The sequence below is a fragment of the Amycolatopsis nalaikhensis genome, assembly GCF_030264295.1.
GTDB lineage: Bacteria > Actinomycetota > Actinomycetes > Mycobacteriales > Pseudonocardiaceae > Amycolatopsis > Amycolatopsis nalaikhensis.
The window spans coordinates 10,630,667-10,648,446 of sequence record NZ_CP127173.1; the positions used below are offsets into that span (position 1 = coordinate 10,630,667).

General features: G+C 71.5%; 20 protein-coding genes. 11 read left to right on the forward strand and 9 right to left on the reverse strand.

Annotated elements, in window-relative coordinates:
- Positions 1-2: 2 nt before the first annotated feature.
- Entirely contained in the window at positions 3-995 is a 993-nt protein-coding gene (locus QP939_RS51555; protein WP_285454317.1) for a carbohydrate kinase family protein, read from the reverse strand.
- Between the two features lie 147 nt (positions 996-1,142).
- Between QP939_RS51555 and QP939_RS51560 the strand changes: the two genes are divergently transcribed.
- Entirely contained in the window at positions 1,143-1,313 is a 171-nt protein-coding gene (locus tag QP939_RS51560; RefSeq protein WP_285454319.1) for a hypothetical protein, read from the forward strand.
- Positions 1,314-1,376: 63 nt separating this feature from the next.
- Here the strand turns inward: QP939_RS51560 and QP939_RS51565 are convergent, their stop codons facing one another.
- Positions 1,377-1,754: a HesB/IscA family protein gene (locus QP939_RS51565; protein ID WP_004562664.1), complete on the reverse strand. Its 378-nt coding sequence runs from the start codon at positions 1,752-1,754 to the stop codon at positions 1,377-1,379.
- A 145-nt stretch (positions 1,755-1,899) separates the two neighbouring features.
- Here QP939_RS51565 and QP939_RS51570 point away from each other — a divergent pair, with 145 nt between their 5' ends.
- Complete coding sequence (locus QP939_RS51570; protein WP_285454322.1) at positions 1,900-2,547, forward strand: DUF3043 domain-containing protein; 648 nt, start codon at positions 1,900-1,902, stop codon at positions 2,545-2,547.
- Positions 2,548-2,749: 202 nt separating this feature from the next.
- Positions 2,750-3,739 carry an aldo/keto reductase family protein gene (locus QP939_RS51575; RefSeq protein ID WP_285454324.1) on the forward strand — a complete coding sequence of 330 codons (990 nt, stop codon included), beginning with the start codon at positions 2,750-2,752 and terminating at the stop codon, positions 3,737-3,739.
- Here QP939_RS51575 and QP939_RS51580 read toward each other — a convergent pair.
- Genes QP939_RS51580 through QP939_RS51590 form a run of 3 tightly spaced genes read right to left on the reverse strand, consistent with a single transcriptional unit; the run spans position 3,736 to position 5,529 of the window.
- Positions 3,736-3,948 (reverse strand): hypothetical protein, encoded by a 213-nt coding sequence (locus tag QP939_RS51580; RefSeq protein WP_285454325.1) that lies wholly within the window; start codon positions 3,946-3,948, stop codon positions 3,736-3,738. The two genes, QP939_RS51575 and QP939_RS51580, sit on opposite strands and share 4 nt — an antisense overlap.
- Positions 3,941-4,783, reverse strand: coding sequence for a phosphoribosylaminoimidazolesuccinocarboxamide synthase (locus tag QP939_RS51585; protein ID WP_285454326.1), 843 nt, complete (start codon positions 4,781-4,783; stop codon positions 3,941-3,943). The genes QP939_RS51580 and QP939_RS51585 overlap by 8 nt, the downstream gene beginning before the upstream one ends.
- Complete coding sequence (locus tag QP939_RS51590; protein WP_285454327.1) at positions 4,780-5,529, reverse strand: GntR family transcriptional regulator; 750 nt, start codon at positions 5,527-5,529, stop codon at positions 4,780-4,782. Before QP939_RS51590 ends, QP939_RS51585 begins: the two co-directional genes overlap by 4 nt.
- 219 nt (positions 5,530-5,748) lie before the next feature.
- On the opposite strand from QP939_RS51590, the gene QP939_RS51595 reads away from it, so the two are divergent.
- Positions 5,749-6,120 (forward strand): hypothetical protein, encoded by a 372-nt coding sequence (locus QP939_RS51595; protein ID WP_285454328.1) that lies wholly within the window; start codon positions 5,749-5,751, stop codon positions 6,118-6,120.
- On the opposite strand, the gene QP939_RS51600 is transcribed toward QP939_RS51595, so the two are convergent.
- Positions 6,117-6,803 carry an IspD/TarI family cytidylyltransferase gene (locus QP939_RS51600; RefSeq protein WP_285454329.1) on the reverse strand — a complete coding sequence of 229 codons (687 nt, stop codon included), beginning with the start codon at positions 6,801-6,803 and terminating at the stop codon, positions 6,117-6,119. The two genes, QP939_RS51595 and QP939_RS51600, sit on opposite strands and share 4 nt — an antisense overlap.
- 241 nt (positions 6,804-7,044) lie before the next feature.
- Here QP939_RS51600 and cobT point away from each other — a divergent pair, with 241 nt between their 5' ends.
- A complete protein-coding gene (gene cobT, locus QP939_RS51605; protein WP_285454330.1) occupies positions 7,045-8,121 on the forward strand; it encodes a nicotinate-nucleotide--dimethylbenzimidazole phosphoribosyltransferase in 1,077 nt (358 codons plus the stop codon).
- Between the two features lie 63 nt (positions 8,122-8,184).
- Here the strand turns inward: cobT and QP939_RS51610 are convergent, their stop codons facing one another.
- On the reverse strand, positions 8,185-9,288 hold the full coding sequence (locus QP939_RS51610) for a branched-chain amino acid aminotransferase (protein ID WP_285454331.1): 1,104 nt from the start codon (positions 9,286-9,288) through the stop codon (positions 8,185-8,187).
- A gap of 96 nt (positions 9,289-9,384) precedes the next feature.
- On the opposite strand from QP939_RS51610, the gene QP939_RS51615 reads away from it, so the two are divergent.
- Positions 9,385-9,684 (forward strand): hypothetical protein, encoded by a 300-nt coding sequence (locus QP939_RS51615; protein ID WP_285454333.1) that lies wholly within the window; start codon positions 9,385-9,387, stop codon positions 9,682-9,684.
- Here QP939_RS51615 and QP939_RS51620 read toward each other — a convergent pair.
- Both QP939_RS51620 and QP939_RS51625 read right to left on the reverse strand, forming a co-directional pair.
- On the reverse strand, positions 9,641-10,303 hold the full coding sequence (locus QP939_RS51620) for a ribonuclease FAU-1 family protein (protein ID WP_285454334.1): 663 nt from the start codon (positions 10,301-10,303) through the stop codon (positions 9,641-9,643). The genes QP939_RS51615 and QP939_RS51620 overlap by 44 nt on opposite strands.
- Entirely contained in the window at positions 10,296-11,141 is an 846-nt protein-coding gene (locus QP939_RS51625; RefSeq protein WP_285454335.1) for a hypothetical protein, read from the reverse strand. The genes QP939_RS51620 and QP939_RS51625 overlap by 8 nt, the downstream gene beginning before the upstream one ends.
- Positions 11,142-11,251: 110 nt before the next feature.
- Between QP939_RS51625 and QP939_RS51630 the strand changes: the two genes are divergently transcribed.
- The 5 genes from QP939_RS51630 (at position 11,252) to QP939_RS51650 (ending at position 17,772) form a co-directional block, all read left to right on the forward strand.
- Positions 11,252-12,751 carry a leucyl aminopeptidase gene (locus QP939_RS51630; RefSeq protein ID WP_285454336.1) on the forward strand — a complete coding sequence of 500 codons (1,500 nt, stop codon included), beginning with the start codon at positions 11,252-11,254 and terminating at the stop codon, positions 12,749-12,751.
- Positions 12,752-12,876: 125 nt separating this feature from the next.
- Positions 12,877-13,719: a transposase family protein gene (locus QP939_RS51635; protein WP_285454337.1), complete on the forward strand. Its 843-nt coding sequence runs from the start codon at positions 12,877-12,879 to the stop codon at positions 13,717-13,719.
- Between the two features lie 147 nt (positions 13,720-13,866).
- The gene (locus QP939_RS51640; RefSeq protein ID WP_285454338.1) at positions 13,867-15,831 is read left to right on the forward strand and encodes a TRAP transporter permease; all 1,965 of its coding nucleotides are present in this window, start codon (positions 13,867-13,869) and stop codon (positions 15,829-15,831) included.
- Complete coding sequence (locus QP939_RS51645; RefSeq protein ID WP_285454339.1) at positions 15,828-16,802, forward strand: TAXI family TRAP transporter solute-binding subunit; 975 nt, start codon at positions 15,828-15,830, stop codon at positions 16,800-16,802. The genes QP939_RS51640 and QP939_RS51645 overlap by 4 nt, the downstream gene beginning before the upstream one ends.
- A 10-nt stretch (positions 16,803-16,812) precedes the next feature.
- On the forward strand, positions 16,813-17,772 hold the full coding sequence (locus tag QP939_RS51650; protein ID WP_285454340.1) for an SMI1/KNR4 family protein: 960 nt from the start codon (positions 16,813-16,815) through the stop codon (positions 17,770-17,772).
- The last annotated feature ends 8 nt before the right edge of the window (positions 17,773-17,780 follow it).

Here is a 17,780-nt window from a genome sequence, read left to right on the forward strand (position 1 = left end):
CGTCAGGCGGCGGGCAGGACCGTCGCGATCTCGTCGGCCGCGTCCGGGCCGAACGCCTCGCCGATGCGGGCCAGGGCGTCCGCGCGGTCGAACGTCCACTCCTGGGTGCCGACCGTCTCCAGCACCAGCACCGCGATCAGCGAACCCAGCTGGGCAGCGCGCTCGACGTTCAGGCCGCCGTCGAGACCGGCCAGGAAGCCCGCGCGGAAGCCGTCGCCCACGCCCGTCGGGTCGGCCTTCGCCCGCTCCGGGACCGCGCCGATCTGGAGGTTGAGCCCGTCCTTGCCGACGATCTCGACGCCCTTCTCCCCCAGCGTCGTGATCCGCAGCCCGACCTGGTCGAGGACGTCGGCCTCGGTCCAGCCGGTCTTCTGGAGCAGCAGCTCCCACTCGTAGTCGTTGCTGAACAGGTACTTCGCGCCGGCGACGAACGCGCGCGCCTGCTCGCCGCTCATCCGGGCGAGCTGCTGCGACGGGTCGACAGCGAAGGCGTAGCCGCGCTGGCGGCACTCCTCGGCGTGGCGGACCATGCCCTCCGGGTCGTCCGGGCTGATCAGCACCAGGCTCAGCGCGCCGGCGCGCTCGGCGATCGGCTGCAGCTCGATGTTGCGGGACTCGGCCATCGCGCCGGCGTAGAACGTCGCGATCTGGCAGAGGTCCTCGTCGGTGGTGCAGACGAACCGCGCGGTGTGCGCGACCTCGGACACGTGCACGCCGGAGGTGTCGACGCCGTGGCGCTCGAGCCACGAGCGGTAGTCGGCGAAGTCCGCGCCGACGGCGCCCACGAGCACCGGCCGCACGCCGAGCACCCCGAGGCCGAAGGCGATGTTCGCGCCGATGCCGCCGCGCCGGACCACGAGGTCGTCGGCGAGGAAGCTCAGCGAAACCCGGTGCAGCTGCTCGGCGACGAGCTGCTCCGCGAACCTCCCCGGGAAGTGCATGAGGTGGTCGGTCGCGATACTGCCGGACACCGCGATCCTGGCTTTTTCTGCCACCGGCTGCTCCTTTGTGTTCGACCTCACGGCAAAAGGCGCGAAGTTACCCCGGGTCATGACCCATCCGGGTAGTTCGCGCGTGCCCAGCCGACACTACCGGCTGGTACTCCTTCTCCAGTCGAGAGCGGATCAATAGCGTTACGAATCGTGAACGCCGTCACCGAACCCGAGACCCTGTCCGAGCTGATCGCCGACTGCGCGCTCATCCCGGCGAACCTGCAGGCCGAGAACGTGCCGCTGCCCCGCGTCACGGCCAAGCCGTGGCAGGTCGACGAAGCCTGCCACGCGCAGGTCGCCGAGCTCGACGCCTACGTGTAAGTCCGCGGACACGAAGAAGGCCCCGCCCTCCGGGATCGGAGTGCGGGGCCTCTTGCGTACCGCTCAGTGGAACGAATCGCCGCAGGCGCAGGAGCCGGTGGCGTTCGGGTTGTCGATCGTGAAGCCCTGCTTCTCGATCGTGTCCACGAAGTCGATGACCGCTTCCGACACGTACGGCGCGCTCATCCGGTCCACGGCGACCTTGAGGCCGTCGAAGTCGCGGAACAGGTCACCGTCGAGCGTGCGCTCGTCGAAGAACAACTGGTAGCGCAGGCCCGCACAGCCACCGGGCTGGACGGCGATGCGCAGGTGCATGTCGTCGCGGCCCTCCTGCTCGAGCAGGGCCTTCGCCTTGGAAGCCGCGGCGTCGGTCAACGTGACGCCGTGGGTCTCCTCGGCGGTCTCGGCCTGCGTCGCGCCGGCGTGCTCAGCGGTCGTCATGGCACTCCCTCTAAGTCGAACTCGCTGCGGATACTCCTCGTGCTGACGTCTTCAACACCCGGGGCGTCCGATCTGTTCCCCCACCATGGTCGCACATCGATCGACCTGGTGAACGGCGGCGTGACGCCTGCAATACCCTGGTGAGGTGAGGTTCCTGCGCCGAAGCACCACAGACACCGCCGCCGAAGAGCCGGAGACGACGGAAGCCGTCGACGTCGCGGGCAAGGCGTACACGCCCGGTAAGGGCAAGGCTACGCCGAAGCGCCGTGACGCGGAGGCGAAGCGGCGCGGGCCGGTGGCGCCGCCGCCGACCACGATGCGCGAAGCGATGAAGCGCAACAAAGAGCTGCGCAAGGCGAACCCGCAGACGAAGGAAGACCGTCGCGCGGCGGCCAAGCTCCGCCGCGACCGCATGATGGCGGGCGACGACAAGTACCTGCTCCCGCGCGACCGCGGGCCGGTCAAGGCGTACGTCCGCGACCTGGTCGACACGCGCCGCAACCTGCTCGGCCTGTTCATGCCGCTGGCGATCCTGGTGTTCCTGGCGCTGCTGGTGCCGCTGCCCCAGGTGCAGTCGTACATCACGCTGCTGTGCACGGCGCTGCTGCTGGTGATGGCGATCGAGGGCTTCATCAACGGGCGCAAGATCGCGAAGCTGGTGCGGGAGAAGTTCCCGAAGGAGGCCGTCAGCGGGCGGTCGATCGGGTGGTACGCCTTCGTGCGGGCGTCGCAGATCCGCAAGCTGCGGGTGCCCAAGCCGCGGCTGAAGCCCGGGGACCCGATCCCCAACTGAGCCGGTTTCGAGAAGCCGGGTCGAGCGAGTCTCGACCCGGCTTTTCGCTGCCCGCCGGGCGCCGCTCGAGCGTCGCGAATGACTCATTCGGGACGTCGGAGGTCCCGAATGAGTCATTCGCGACCTCTGGGCGGGCGCGGCGAGGCTGGAGTCACTCCAGGATCGTTAGCTAAGCAAACGATTTCCGCCTAAGCTCGCACGCATGGAGTTTCGTCGTCTCGGCCGTAGCGGCCTCAACGTCAGTGAGATCTCGTACGGGAACTGGCTCACCCACGGTTCCCAGGTCGAGGAAGACCAGGCCCACGCCTGCATCAAGGCCGCGCTCGACGCGGGCATCACCACCTTCGACACCGCCGATGCCTACGCCAACACCGCCGCCGAGTCCGTGCTCGGGCGCGGGCTGAAGGGGCAGCGGCGCGAGAGCCTGGAGATCTTCACCAAGGTCTTCTGGCCCACCGGCCCCAAGGGCCCCAACGACAAGGGCCTGTCCCGCAAGCACATCATGGAGTCGGCCAACGCCAGCCTCCAGCGGCTCGGCACCGACTACGTCGACCTCTACCAGGCGCACCGGTTCGACCGGACCGTCCCGCTCGAAGAGACCATGCTCGCCTTCGCCGACCTCGTCCGGCAGGGCAAGGTGCTCTACGTCGGCGTCTCGGAGTGGACCGCCGAGCAGATCTCGCGCGGCGCCGCCCTCGCGCGCGAGCTGAAGATCCCCTTCGTCTCGAACCAGCCGCAGTACAACATGCTGTGGCGCGTCATCGAGGACCAGGTCATCCCGACCTCCGAACGCGAAGGGCTCAGCCAGATCGTCTGGTCGCCGATCGCGCAGGGCGTGCTGACCGGGAAGTACAAGCCCGGCCAGGAGTACCCCGCCGGGTCGCGGGCCACCGACGAGAAGGGCGGCGCCAACATGGTCGCCCGCTTCCTCGACGAGAACGTCCTCAAGCGCGTCGCCGAGCTGGAGCCGCTCGCGAAGCAGGCCGACCTGAGCCTCGCTCAGCTGGCCGTCGCCTGGGTGCTGCAGAACCCGAACGTCGCTTCGGCGATCATCGGGGCCTCGCGGCCGGAGCAGGTGCACGAGAACGTCAAGGCCGCCGGGAAGAAGCTCGACGCCGACCTCCTGCAGGCCATCGACGAGGTCCTCGGCGACGTCGTCGAGCGCGACCCCAGCCTGACCAAGAGCCCCTAGTCCTGGTTGATCCGGCCCTGGAACGGCACGTCGAGGTCCAGCGCGTCCTCGGGGGCCAGCCGGGGCTCCAGCCCGAACCCGCGCAGGAGGCGACTGGCACCGGCCAGCCGGTCGCCTCCGCGCCCGGGCACCCGGGACGGCTCGAGGCCGCGCGAGACCAGCAGGCTCTCGACGTCGTCGATCAGCCGGTACGGGTCGTAGTCACCCACGGATCCAGGTCTTCCCGGTGATCCGCTCGTAGACCTCGGTGTAGCGCTGCCGCGTCTGCTCGACGATGTCCGCGGGGATCTCCGGCCCCGGCGGGGTCTGGTCCCAGCCCGTCGACCGCGACCAGTCGCGGACGAACTGCTTGTCGAACGCGTGCTGCGGGCGGCCCGGCTCCCACTCGTCGGCCGGCCAGAACCGCGACGAGTCCGACGTCAGGACCTCGTCGCCGAGGGTCAGCGTGCCGTCGACGTCGAAGCCGAACTCCAGCTTCGTGTCCGCGATGATCACGCCCTGCTTCGCCGCGTGCTCGGCGCCCTTCGTGTAGATCTCCAGCGTCAGCTCGCGGAGCCGCTTCGCCGTGTCCTCGCCGATCTCGTTCATGACCTCGTCGAACGTCATGAACTCGTCGTGGCCGGTGTCGGAGATCTTCGTCGTCGGCGTGAAGATCGGCTCCGGCAGCTTGTCGCCCTCGAGCAGGCCCGGCGGCAGCGCGACGCCGGAGATCTTGCCGTCGCGCTGGTACTCGCGCAGGCCGAGGCCCGCGAGGTAGCCGCGCGCGATGCACTCGACCTGGACCATCTTCAGCGGCTTGCAGCGCATCGCCCGCCCGGCGAACTCCGCGGGCACGTCGGTGGTCGACACGACGTGGTTCGGGACGACGTCGGCCATCCGCTCGAACCACCACGCCGAAAGCTGGTTGAGCAGCTTGCCCTTGTCCGGGATCGGCGTCGGCAGCGAGACGTCGTAGACCGAGACGCGGTCGGACGCGACGAGCAGGATGTCCCCGCCGTCGAGCTCGTACAGGTCACGGACCTTGCCCGCGTGGATGTGCTTCATTCGCCGTCCTCAGTCGTGTACTCGTAGAAAACCCAGTGGTCGGGCAAGGCGGCGGATTCACCGTACTCGACGACCGTGCCGTCGGCCGCCAGGAAGCTGCTCCGGCCGAGCAGCACCGGCGCCCCTTCGGGCAGCCCCAGCTCGGTCGCCTCCTCCCCGCCCGCGCGGCCGGCCGCGTGCCGTTCCTGCGTCGTGACGATCTTCGTGCCCAGGCGCGCGGCCGCGTGGGCCGACGTGCCCTCGACGATCCGCTCCGGCACCAGCAACGCCGGCGCTTTGGCCGACAGCGCGCCGTCGAACCACGAGGTCGACGTCGACAGTGGGCGCGAGTCCGGGCCGTAGGTGGTGCGCTGACGGCGGATCGCCGGCGCGCCCTCCTCGATGCCCAGCGCGGCCGCCGCGCGCTCGGACGCCGGTTCGAGCCCGGCCGAGCGGATCACCGCGTAGTGGCCCGGCGGGTAGATCCGGCCCGTGCGGGCCGAAGCGGCGCTGCGGTCGCGGGCCGTGCGGTGCAGGCCGCCGCGGTCGACGACCGTGCCGACGCCGCGCACGGGCCGCACCAGCCCCTGCGAGCGCAGCGTGGCCAGCACCTTGGTGGCCGTCGCCATGGCGACGGCCCAGGTCCGCGCGATCTCGCGGGCGGACGGCACCGCGTCGCCCTCCTGCAGGCGGCCGGACAGGATGTCGTCACGGATCCGGCCCGCGATCTGCAGGTACGGCGGCTCAGGGCGGTCGAGGGTGGGCACGGCGGCTCCTCACGGGGACGGACGCACAAGTGTTCTAGCACGCCAGGGTGTCTCCCACAAAGCCCTGATCAGAACCACCCAGGTGTACTAGTACACGCGCTGGACTGCGCTCTAGTACGCAAGTTACCCTCGAAAGTGTGTCCCCGCCCACACCTCACAGCGGCTCCAGCGGCCAGGGCCTCGAGGAACTCCTCGAGGAGGCTCCGGCGCCGCCGCTGGGTGCTGCACCTGTTCGGCGGCCGCGAGGCCCCGGAGATCTACGCCGCGGTCCACCGGTGGCCGACCTGCGCGGACGTCATCATCCTCCGCGACGAGCACCGGGCCAGCGCCTACCGCGTCCCGACGTTCCCGGGCACGGACGTGTTCAGCCCGCGGGTCGTCACCTGGCAGTACCACGCCAGCCCGGTGTGGACGCTGCGGGCGGTGCTCACGCTGGCGGAGCCCGGCACCCCGGGCGCGCCGCTGCAGGCGCTGCGCCCGCAGCCGGACTGCGGCATCCCGCCGGAGCTGCGGCAGGACGTCACCATCCGGCCGACGGGCACCACCGAGCCACCGGAAGGGAGCGACGGCGGGCCACCCGCCTGTGCTTAGCGAGCCAGCAGCCGCTCCGCGACCACGAGGTCGTGGGGATAGGTGATCTTGAGGTTCTCGGGAGCACCCGGGACCCACCGGATCGGCAGGGAGGAGAACCGCTCCATGCAGGACGAAGTGTCCGTTCCCAGAAAGCCTTCCCGCTCGGCCTGTTCGTAGGCCTCGAGCAGCGGTCCGGCCCGGAAGCCCTGAGGCGTCTGGACGCGGATCGCGCCGGGCACCTGGGCGACCAGGTGCCCGGCATCCACCCCGACGACGTCGTCCGCGGCCAGGCCCGGCACAGCCCCCCCGTCCTCGCGTGTCCGGGCCAGCACCGCGCCGACCAGATCGGAGTGGACCAGCGGCCGGGCCGCGTCGTGCAGCAGCACGGCGTCGACCCGGCCGCCTGTGATCCGGGGGGCGAGGTGGCGCAGCGCGTTCAGCTCGGAGGCCTGGCGGGTGTCGCCGCCGTGGACGATCTCGACGTCGCGCAGGACGTTTTCGAGCACCTCGTCGGCGAGTTCGCGGTCTTGTGGCCGGATGACGAGGACGAGCACGCCGATCCCCGGCACGCGCGCGAAGGCATCGAGGGACCAGGCGACCACCCGCCGCCCGGCGAGGGGCAGGTAGACCTTGTTCAGCTTCGCGCCGACGCGGGTGCCCGCGCCGCTGGCCAGCACCACCGCGGCCGCCGTCGTCTCCACGAGCCGCGAGACTACCGGGGCGGGCGGCGAGGACGGGGAATGCTGCGGGCTTCCGGCTGGCGCACGCCCGGCGGGACTAACGCGGGCGATGCGGCAGCGGGCTTCCGGCCGCTCGCGCACCAGCCCGGGTGAACCGGGCAGCGCGCCGGCCATCGCGTCGTGGAGCGGCGGGCGCCGCCGGGGACTTCAGCGCTCCCGGTAGGTTGGCCGCAGCGTTGCCGTGTACGAGAAAGGGCCTGGTGTGGAGCCGGACAGCATCGAGTTCCCCGAGATCACCCCGCCCGATGACCACGCCCGGTCCGCGGCGATCGCCCTGCACGACAAGCTGGTCAAGCCCGCCGGGTCGCTGGGCAGGCTCGAAGAGCTGGGCGTCTGGGTCGCCGCTTGCCAGGGACAGTCGCCGCCGCGGCCGTTCACCCGGCCGCGCGTCGTCGTCTTCGCCGGTGATCACGGCGTTGCCGCCAAGGGCGTTTCCGCCTACCCCGCCGAGGTCACCGCGCAGCTGCTGGGCACCATGCTCACCGGTGGCGCCGCGATCAACGTGCTCGCCGCCGCCGCGGGCGCGAGCGTTCGCGTCGTCGACATGGCCGTCGACACCGAGGCGCCCGCGACCCGCTCGATCGGCGAATTCAAGGTCCGGCGCGGCTCCGGGTCCATCGACGTCGAAGACGCGCTGACCACCGACGAAGCCAAGGCCGCGATCCGCGCCGGGATCGCGATCGCCGACGCCGAGGTCGATGGCGGCGCCGACCTGCTCATCCCCGGCGACCTCGGGATCGGCAACAGCACACCCGCGTCGGTGCTCGTCGCCGCGCTCACCGGCAGCGAGCCGGTCGCCGTCGTCGGGCGCGGGTCCGGCATCGACGACGCCGCCTGGATGCGCAAGGCGACCGCGGTGCGCGACGCCCTGCGCCGGGCCCGTGCGGTGCTCGCCGACCCGGTCGCCCTGCTCCGCACCACGGCGGGCGCGGACATCGCCGCGATGGCCGGTTTCCTGGCCCAGGCCGCGGTCCGGCGGACGCCGGTGGTCCTCGACGGCCTCGTCGCCTGCGCGGCCGCACTCGTCGCCGAAGACCTCGCCCCGGGCGCGCGCCGCTGGTGGGTCGCCGGGCAGCGCACGGCCGAACCGGCGCACGCCCTCGCCCTCGAGCACCTGGACCTCGGCCCGCTGCTGGAACTCGACGTCCGCCTCGGCGAAGGCACCGGCGCCGTCACCGCTCTGCCGCTGCTGATGATGGCCGCCCGCGTCCTCGCCGAAACGGCCACGCACGAGCAGTCCGGCGTCTCCGGCCCGCTCACCCCCGCCCCCGCCTCCTGACCCTCAAAGCCGTGAAGGGCCCCCTCATGAAGACCATGAGGGGGCCCTTCACGACAAGGCGACTCAGGCGAGCTTGACCATCCAGTGGTCGGTGTCCGGGTGGGTGCCCTCCTGGATACCGGTCAGCTCCTCACGCAGCTTCATCGTCAGCGCGCCCGGCTGGCCGTCGGCGATGGTGAACTCGCCGTTCGCGTGCTTGACGTGCCCGACCGGCGTGATCACCGCCGCGGTGCCGCAGGCGAACGTCTCGGTCAGCTCGCCCGAGGCCGACGCCTTCTCCCACTCGTCGGTGGAGATCCGGCGCTCCTCGACCTTGTGGCCGAGCCGCGAAGCGAGCTGCAGCAGCGACTTGCGGGTGACGCCGGGCAGCAGCGAGCCGGTCAGCTCCGGCGTCACCAGCCGGGCGTTCTCGCCGGAGCCGAAGACGAAGAACAGGTTCATCCCGCCCATCTCCTCGACCCAGCGCCGCTCGACCGCGTCGAGCCAGACCACCTGGTCACAGCCCTTCTCGACGGCCTGCGCCTGCGCCACGAACGACGCCGCGTAGTTGCCGGCGCACTTGGCCGCGCCGGTGCCGCCGGGTGCCGCGCGCACGTACTCCGTCGACAGCCAGACGCTCACCGGCTTCACGCCGCCGGTGAAGTACGAGCCCGCCGGGGACGCGATGACCGTGTACACGTAGTCGGCCGCCGGGCTGTTGACGCCGAGCCCGGTGGACGTCGAGATCATGAACGGCCGCAGGTACAGCGAATCACCCTGGCGGGTGGGGACCCACCGGCCGTCGACGGCGACGAGTTCGCGCAGCGATTCGACGAAGACGTCCTCGGGCAGCTGCGGCATCGCGAGCCGCTCGGCCGACTGGCGGAACCGGGCGGCGTTGGCGTCCGGGCGGAACGACGCGATCGAGCCGTCCGGCTGGCGGTAGGCCTTGAGACCCTCGAAGATGGCCTGGCCGTAGTGCAGCACCGACGTCGCGGGGTCGAGCGTGAAGGGGGCGTACGGGCCGACCTGGGCGTCGTGCCAGCCCTCGGCCTTCGACCACTTCACGGTGACCATGTGGTCGGTGAAGTAGGTGCCGAACCCGGGCGCTGCGAGTACCTCTGCGACACGGTCCGCGCTCGCAGGACTCGGGTGCGGGACATGGGCGAACTGTGTCGTGGTCGTCATGGCTTGACGATACCGCTTGCTCGGAGGCGCGTTAGTCGGATGTCCATGTGTTCCGGGCGCCCCGCGGCGTTGCCGTGACCACACTACGATGAGCCCGTGACCTACCACTCCACTGAGCCGGTCCCCCGGCCCAAGACCGCCGGGGCCGACGTCAAGACGTTCGTCACGGCGGTGCTGCTGACCTTCGGCGTCGGCCTGCTCGGCATGGTCGGCTGGGCCGTGCTGAGCAGCGGCTTCGGCGGCTTCCTCGGCCTGGTCGGCGGGGTGTTCGCCGTCGTGTGGTGGCGGCACATCCACGGCAAGGTGTTCCCGAAGGTCATCCCGACGAAGTCGGTCGTGATCCTCGCGGTGGTCATCGCCGTGCTGGCGCTGATCCTTCTCCTGACCGCGGGCTGAGCCCGGCGGGCAGCTCCGGCACCGGCCAGCCTCCGTCCGGGCGGAAGTCGGTGTCGGTCCCGTCGAACGGGTAGGCGCCGCGTTCGGCCAGCGCGCCGATCCGCTCGCCCTCCGCGCGCAGCCGGTCGAACTGCTCCAGCGTCAGGCGGCCGACTTCCAGCGCGGCTTCGGCCTCGTCCTCGTCGTCCCAGCGCCAGGTGCCGTCGCGCTCGACGACGACGTCGAGCACGCCGTCGATCCGGTCGACCGCGCCCGCGGTGCGGCCCTGCGGGATCTCCAGGTTGACGTACCAGTTCTTGAACCGGCCGTCGAGGTCGAAGAACCACCAGACCGACGACCACTCGTCTTCGGGGATCCGGCGCAGCGTCGACGCGCCGTGCCAGGAGTCCGCGACCGGTACCCGCGGGATGCGGAACCGCTGCTCCAGCGGGGCGTCCCGCATCAGGCGGCCGTCGGCGAGCCTGCTGCCGACGATCGGGGTGCCCGCCGGGATCCAGCCGCGCAGCACGCGGCCGTCGTCGGAGAGGACGCGCAGCGGGTGGACCTGGCCGATCGAGCCGTCCGGGCGGTGGAACCGTTCGACCACCGTCTGCCCCGGGAGCCAGCGTCGATCAGTCACGCGCCCCACTGTACCGGCGCGCGCGTACGCCCAGTAGCAGCTCGATCACGGTCGCCAGCCCGGCGACGACGAGCACGGGCAGCACCGGCAGGAACCACGCGGCCACCGCGGCGACAGCGAGCCCCGCGACCCCGGGCACGCCCGCTCGCTCGCGGACCTCGGTTCCCGCGGCGAGCGCCGGGACGACCGTCGCGACCACGGCGACGACGGTGAGCATCGGCTGCAAGGCGTCCGCGTCGGCGGCGGACAGCAGGTCCCGCAGCGACGTGAGCGCCAGTCCGAGCCGCACCGCGCCGAGCTGATAGAGCGCGGCGAAGGCGGCCAGCACGGCGAACCCGCCGAGCAGGAGCACGCGCAGGCCCGCGTTCTCGCGCCCGCGCGGCCGCAGGAACGGCAGCACCAGCACAGCGGCGACGAGGACGCCCGCGAAGTCCGGCGGCCGCAAGCCGTCGGTCGTCCCCACCGGCGCGACGGCCAAGCACACCACGACGAGCACGAGCCCGGTGGCGAGCAGCAGCCCGTCCGCGACACGCACGACGATCGTCGGGATCTTCAGCCCGGCGAACCCGGCCCCGGCGACCACGACGACGAACGCCGCCGCGGCGAGTTCGCGGTGCGCCGGGAAGACGTAGGCCCCGAACGCGATCGCGTAGACGACTACCTCCGCCAGCCGCGCGACGGCCACGACGACCCGGTCGACCAGGGCATCCCCCGGTTCCGGCACCCGTGCCGAGACGCCGGCGGCGATCGCCGCCAGCACCAGCCCGGCGAGCAGCCACCAGCCGGCGCCCGCCGCCCCGGCGGCCAGCGCCACCAGCAACCCACCGCCCAGCCGCACGCGGCCCCTCCCGTACCTCTGTTCACCCGTGGTTCCGTCGTCATTAGCATGGCTCACGATCCCGACCGGGCCGGTGCCCGGTACCACCGAGAACGCGCGAGGAGCCAGAAGTGACCGTGCCTAAGCTCGCCCTGTCCGACAACACCGGGGAGGCACTGGCCAAGACGCGCGCCGACGTGGTCGTCATCGGCACCCTGCAGGGCGAGGACGGCCCGCTGCTCGCGGCCGGCGCCGCCGCCGTGGACGCCGCCTTCGACGGCCGCCTCGCCGGCCTGCTCGCCACCCTCGGCGCGAGCGGCAAGGCCGAAGAGGTCGTCAAGGTCCCGACGCTGGGCAAGCTGCCCGCGGGCGTCGTGCTCGCCGTCGGCCTCGGCAAGGAGGGCGACGCCGTCACCCCCGAGCAGGTCCGCCGCGCCGCGGGCGCCGCCGGGCGCGCGCTGGCCGGCACCGACCGCGCGCTGGTCACGCTGTCGGAGCTCGACCTGCAGGCCGCCGTCGAGGGCACGATCCTCGGCTCGTACGTCTTCACCGCCTACCGCTCCGAGAAGGGCGACGCCCCGGTCGCGAAGGTCGACTTCGCGAGCCCGTCGGCGGGCACCGCCCGCGAGCACAAGGCGACGCTGAAGGCGGCGGGCACCATCGCCGAGGCCGTCCTCGTCGCCCGCGACCTGATCAACACCCCGCCGAACGACCTGTACCCGGCATCCTTCGCCGACCGCGCGAAGAAGCTGGCCGAGGACAACGGCCTCGAGTTCGAGGTCCTCGACGAGAAGGCGTTGAAGCGCAAGGGCTTCGGCGGCATCCTCGGCGTCGGCGGCGGCTCGTCCCGCCCGCCGCGGCTGCTGCGCCTGGCCTACAAGCCGGCCAAGGCCGCCAAGAAGGTCGCGCTCGTCGGCAAGGGCATCACGTTCGACTCCGGCGGCATCTCGCTCAAGCCCGCCGCGAACATGGACCACATGACCTCGGACATGTCCGGCGCGGCCGGCGTGCTGGCGTCCGTGGTGCTGGCCGCGAAGCTGAAGTACCCCCTGGAAGTCGTCGCGCACATCCCGCTGGCGGAGAACCTGCCGTCCGGGACGTCGTACCGCCCGGGCGACGTGCTGACCATGTACGGCGGCAAGACCGTCGAGGTCCTCAACACCGACGCCGAAGGCCGGCTCGTCCTGGTCGACGCGATGGTCCGCGCGGCCGAGGAGAACCCGGACTACCTCATCGAGACCTCGACGCTGACCGGCGCCCAGGTCGTCGCGCTCGGCAACCGCACCGCGGGTGTCATGGGCTCGGACGACTTCCGCGACCGCGTCGCCGCGATCATGCAGGCCACCGGCGAGAACGGCTGGCCGATGCCGCTGCCGGAGGAGCTGCGCGCCGACCTCGACTCGCGGCTGGCCGACCTGGCCAACGTCACGGGCCACCGCTGGGGCGGCATGCTCGCGGCCGGGATCTTCCTGCGCGAGTTCGTCGCCGACGGCCTCGACTGGGTCCACATCGACATCGCGGGCCCGTCGTTCAACACGGGTTCCCCGTGGGGCTACACCGGCAAGGGCGGCACGGGTGTCCCGGTCCGCACGATCGCCGCGGTCCTGGCGGACATCGCCGCCAACGGCTGACCCCGCTCCCAAGCGCCCCAATGAGGTTTTCTCAGTAGTGGGTGCGCGTGCCTTGAGATGTGGGCGTGGGGCCCCTGGTAGGACTGGATTTGCGAAGATCAAGTCCGAGGTTCCAGAGGCCCCACGTGATCGATTATGGTGCCACGCTCGATGTGGCGCGCGAGCTGGTCTGGTTCGTCTCCGATGTGTTGCGCACCGAACGCCGGCGTCGTGGCACACGCCGGGGCCGGCGGGCCCTGACCCCGTACCGGCAGGCGGTGCTGGTGCTGCGCTGGTTCCGCGACGCCACCCCAATCCACCGCCTCGCCACCGACCACCGCATCAGCGTGGCTACCGCCTACCGCTACCTGCACGAAGCGATCACCGCCCTGGCCGCCCACGCCCCGGACCTGCACCAGGTCCTGCACGAACGCCGCGCCACCGGCGACACCCACGTCATCCTCGACGGCACCCTGATCCCCTGTGACCGGGTCGCGGCGACCACCATCAAAACCAAAGGCCGCAACCGCGGCGCCACCGTGCACCTGTGGTACTCCGGCAAGCACCGCGCCTTCGGCGGCAACATCCAGTTCCTGGCCACCCCCGACGGATTCCCGCTCTGGGTCTCGGCGGTGCTGCCCGGCTCCCGCAACGACCTCTCCGCCGCCCGCGACCTGGACATCGTCGGCGCCCTGACCGCCGCCGCCGGGCAGGGCCTGCCGACCCTGGCCGACAAGGCCTACCACTCAGCCGGTACCGGCATCCACACCCCGATCAAGAAAGCCGCAGGTCAACCACCTTTAGGCCCTCGTCAGCGGGTCTACAACCTGCTGCAATCACGAGCACGAGCCCTCGGCGAACGCGCCATCGCCATCCTCAAAACCCGCTGGCGCGCACTCCACCACATCAGCCTCTGCCCCCACCGCATCGGCCACATCGTCCAAGCAGCACTCGTCCTCACCCACCACGAACACCACGGACGCTACTGAGAAAACCTCAATGTGGCGTTCGGTGCGTTGGACGCACCGAACGCCACATTGGGTGCGTCGGACGCACCCAATGCCACATTGGGGCGCTTGGGGCAGGTGATCGAATTGCCGCTTTCGATGTGATCCGCGACACCGTACGGTGGCCGGGTGACGACCGAGCCGGTGGACCGTGAATCCCCTGCCGAAATCGCCGCCGAGCACGACGAGGAACGCCCGGCGCGGAAGCTGTCCCGGATTCCGGACCGCGTCGTCTACTTCGTCGCGCTGGCCGTCGCCGTGCTGGTGCTCAAGCAGGTCTTCTTCCCCTTCGCCAAGGGCAACCAGTTCTACCTGGTGCTCTTCCTCGGCTGCACGCTGCCGCTGGTGTTCCTCTGCTACCGGCCGCGGATCCGCGCGAGCGAGGACCCCGGCCCGGTGGACTGGGCGCTGGCCGTCGTCGCGCTCGCCGTCGGCCTCTACCCCGTCCTGACCGGGTATGACGACTTCCTGAACCGCCAGGGCATCCTGTCGCCCTTGGACATCGTCGCGGGCGCGTTGCTGCTGGTCCTGATCCTGGAAGCCACCCGCCGCACGACCGGGCTGGTGCTGCCGATCGTCTGCCTGCTCTTCCTGGCCTACGCCTACTACGGCGGCTACCTCCCGCAGAACTGGGGCATCGCGCACGCCGGGATCGACTTCAGCCAGATCGTCAACGCGCTCTTCAACGACGCCAGCGGTTTCTACGGCACCCCGCTGGACGTCGCGGGCAGCTACATCGTGCTGTTCACCCTCTACGGCGCGGTGCTCAACGCCTCCGGTGCCGGCCAGTTCTTCGTGGACATCTCGTTCGCGGCGTTCCGCAAGTCCCGCACCGCGCCCGGCCGCACGACCGTCCTGTCGGGATTCCTGCTCGGCACGGTCTCGGGTTCCGGCACGGCGACCGCCGTCAGCCTCGGCTCGATCACCTGGCCGATCCTCAAGAAAGCCAGCTACCCCAGGGAAAACGCGGGCGGGCTGCTCGCCGCGTCGGGCATCGGCGCGATCCTTTCGCCGCCGACGCTGGGCGCCGCGGCCTTCATCATCGCCGAGTACCTGCAGACGTCGTACCTGACCGTGCTGATCTGGGCGACCGTGCCGACGCTGCTCTACTACCTCGGCATCGTGTTCGCGATGGAGGCCGACGCGCGGCGCTTCAAGGCCGAGCCGGTCGACGTCCCCCGCGGTGATCCGTGGAAGTTGTTGCTGCGCGGCGGTTACCACTTCCTGTCGCTGGCCATCATCGTCGTGTTCCTGGCCCTGGACATCCCGCCGTTCGCCGCGGTCGTCTACGCCACCGGCGTCGCCGCGCTGTTCGCGCTCATCGCCCGCCGCCACGATGTCAAGGGCTGGGCCAAGGACATGGTCGACGCGCTTTCGGCCGGGGTGCGCGGGGCGCTGCCGGTCATCGCGGTGTGCGCGGCGGCCGGAGTCATCACCTCGACCATCACCAAGACCGGCCTCGGCCTCGAGCTCGCCGACGCGCTCGTCGAACTGGCCGGGCTGCTCACCGACAACGGCACGGTGATCCTCATCCTGACCGTGCTGCTCTCGGCGGTCGCCGTCGGCGTGCTGGGGCTGGCCGTGCCGGTCACGGCGAGCTTCATCATCGCCTGGGTCGTCATCGGGCCCGCGCTGGAAACGCTGGGCGTCGCCGACGCCGAGCGCGCGATGTTCATCTTCTACTACGCGGTGCTTTCCGAAGTGACGCCGCCGACCGCGCTGGCAGCCGTCGCTTCGGCCGCGATCACCGGCGGCTCGGTGCTCGGCACCATGTGGCAGTGCTGGAAGTACACGCTGCCCGCGTTCCTGGTGCCGATCGCCTTCGTGCTCACCGACAACGGCGCCGCGCTGCTGCTGGAGTCCGACGCGCTCACCGTGCTGTGGGTGGCGGCGGTGTCCGCGGTGGCCGTCGCCGCGCTGGCCGTGGTGACCGGCGGCTGGCTGTTCGGGCCGGTGCGCCTGCCCGTGCGGCTGCTGTTCGTCCCGGCCGCTCTCTGCCTGCTCTACCTGGAGCCGGTGCCGATCGCGGTGGGCGCCGCGTTCGGTGTCGTCGCCGTGCTCGCCCACGCCGTGATCACGAGGAGGACAGCATGAAACGCGCATTGGCCGCCGTCGCGGTACTCGCTCTGGCCGTCACGGGCTGCGGCGGGAAGCAGCAGACGGACTCCGCCGCGCCGAGTGGCTCGGGGTCCTGCGAGACCGCCGACGGCCGGATCACCATCGCCACCGGCAACAGCGGTGGCGTGTACTACGTGCTGGGCGGCGGGCTGGCCCAGCTGATCAGCAACAACACGAAGCTGCGCGCGACCGCCGCCGAAACCGGCGCGTCGGTGCAGAACATCCAGCAGCTGGTGGCGGGCAACTATGACGTCGCGTTCTCGCTGGCCGACACCGCGGCGGACGCGGTGAACGGCAAGGGTTCCTTCGACGGCAAGCCGCAGAAGATCCAGGCGCTGGCCCGGATCTACCCGAACTCGACGCAGGTCCTGGTCCGCAGCGACGCCGGCATCAACAGCGTCGCCGACATGAAGGGCAAGCGGATCTCGACGGGCTCGCCGAAGTCGGGCACCGAGGTGATCGCGAACCGCCTGCTGCAGGCGGCGGGCCTCAAGCCGGACACCGACGTCCAGGCGCAGCGGCTCGACCTCGCGAAGACCGCGGACGGGATGAAGGCGGGCACGCTCGACGGGCTCGTCTGGTCCGGCGGCCTGCCGACCGCGCAGATCACCGACATCACCACGGCCATGAAGGGCAAGGTCAAGTTCCTCGACATCACGCCGTTGCTGCCGAAGCTGAAGGAGGTCAACCCGGTCTACGACCAGGGGACGATCCCGGCGGCGACGTACGCGCAGCCGTCGGACGTCCCGACGGTGGTGGTGCCGAACCTGCTGCTGGTGCGCGAGGACTTCCCGGCGGGCAACGCGTGCGCGATCACGAAGCTGATCTTCGACAAGCAGGCGGAGCTGGCGAAGGTCCACCCGGCGGCGAAGGAGATGTCGAAGCAGCTGGCGACGCAGACGGACCCGGTCCCGCTGCACCCGGGCGCGAAGCAGGCGCTCGGCTAGGGTCGGTGAGGTGCAGGACTACCTCGAAGCGGCGGTCCGCGACGTCCTGACGGCGCCCGAGGCGCGCGTCGACGACCAAGTCGGTTACGCGGCGTTGCTGCTCGCGGTCTCCGGCGCCTTCGACGAAGCGGACCGGCTGGTCACGCAGTGGCTGGCCCGGACCGAACGGCCGGTGACCGCGCTGGCCGCCGACCCGGTGCGGGCCAGGGCGTGGGCGATGCTGTTCGAGGCGCGGGGCGGGCGTCCGGAGTGGGCCGAGGGCCTGCCGCCGGTGGATCTCGACGCGGAAGAGCGCGCGCACACGGCTTCGTTGCGCAAGCCGGTGTCCGATTTGGAGGGTGTCCTCCCGCCGGGGCCGGTCGCGGAGGTGGTCAAGCACGTCGCGTCCGCGCGCCCGGACCGAATCCGCACGGCCTTGGCCGACGGGGACCTGGCTCGCTGGGCGGCTTCGGTGGGCCCGCACCCGGACGTCGCGACGCTGGCCGCGACGCGGTCGCTGGCCCCGGCACTGGTCGCCGGGGCGGACCCGCTGGGCTGGGGTGAGTGGGCCGGGACGTGCGCGGGCGCGCTGGTCGCGGCGTTGCACTCGCGATATCCGCCGGACCTCGGGACGTGGCCGGAGCTGGTCGCGGAGATCATGCGCCTGCGCGGCCGGCCCCTCCTCCCTCCCCCGGCGTCGGAGGCGGCGATCCGCTCGGCGGAGCTGCGGCTGGGGGTGGAGCTGCCGGAGGACCACCGCGAGTTCCTCCGCACGTGTGATGGCCTGCCCCCGGACGTGGTCTTCCCGCGCCTGCTGGGGACGGCGGACCTGCGCGCGGAGGACGGGGTGGTGGTCCTGGCGGAACCGGCAGTGCTGCTGCTGTCGGCGGGGCACATCATCGAAGTCGACCCGGTCCTGGGCACGACCGTCCACGCGTCCTTCCGGGCCGCGCTCGTCCGCCACGCCGCCCTGCTCGCCCAGGCAGGCTAGGTTGGGCC

Bases quoted from the DNA above. Each gene is read 5' to 3' on its own strand.
- QP939_RS51565 (WP_004562664.1), bottom strand. From the start codon at position 1,754: ATGACGACCGCTGAGCACGCCGGCGCGACGCAGGCCGAGACCGCCGAG.
- QP939_RS51575 (WP_285454324.1), top strand. From the start codon at position 2,750: ATGGAGTTTCGTCGTCTCGGCCGTAGCGGCCTCAACGTCAGTGAGATC.
- QP939_RS51585 (WP_285454326.1), bottom strand. From the start codon at position 4,783: ATGAAGCACATCCACGCGGGCAAGGTCCGTGACCTGTACGAGCTCGAC.
- QP939_RS51610 (WP_285454331.1), bottom strand. From the start codon at position 9,288: ATGACGACCACGACACAGTTCGCCCATGTCCCGCACCCGAGTCCTGCG.
- QP939_RS51645 (WP_285454339.1), top strand. From the start codon at position 15,828: ATGAAACGCGCATTGGCCGCCGTCGCGGTACTCGCTCTGGCCGTCACG.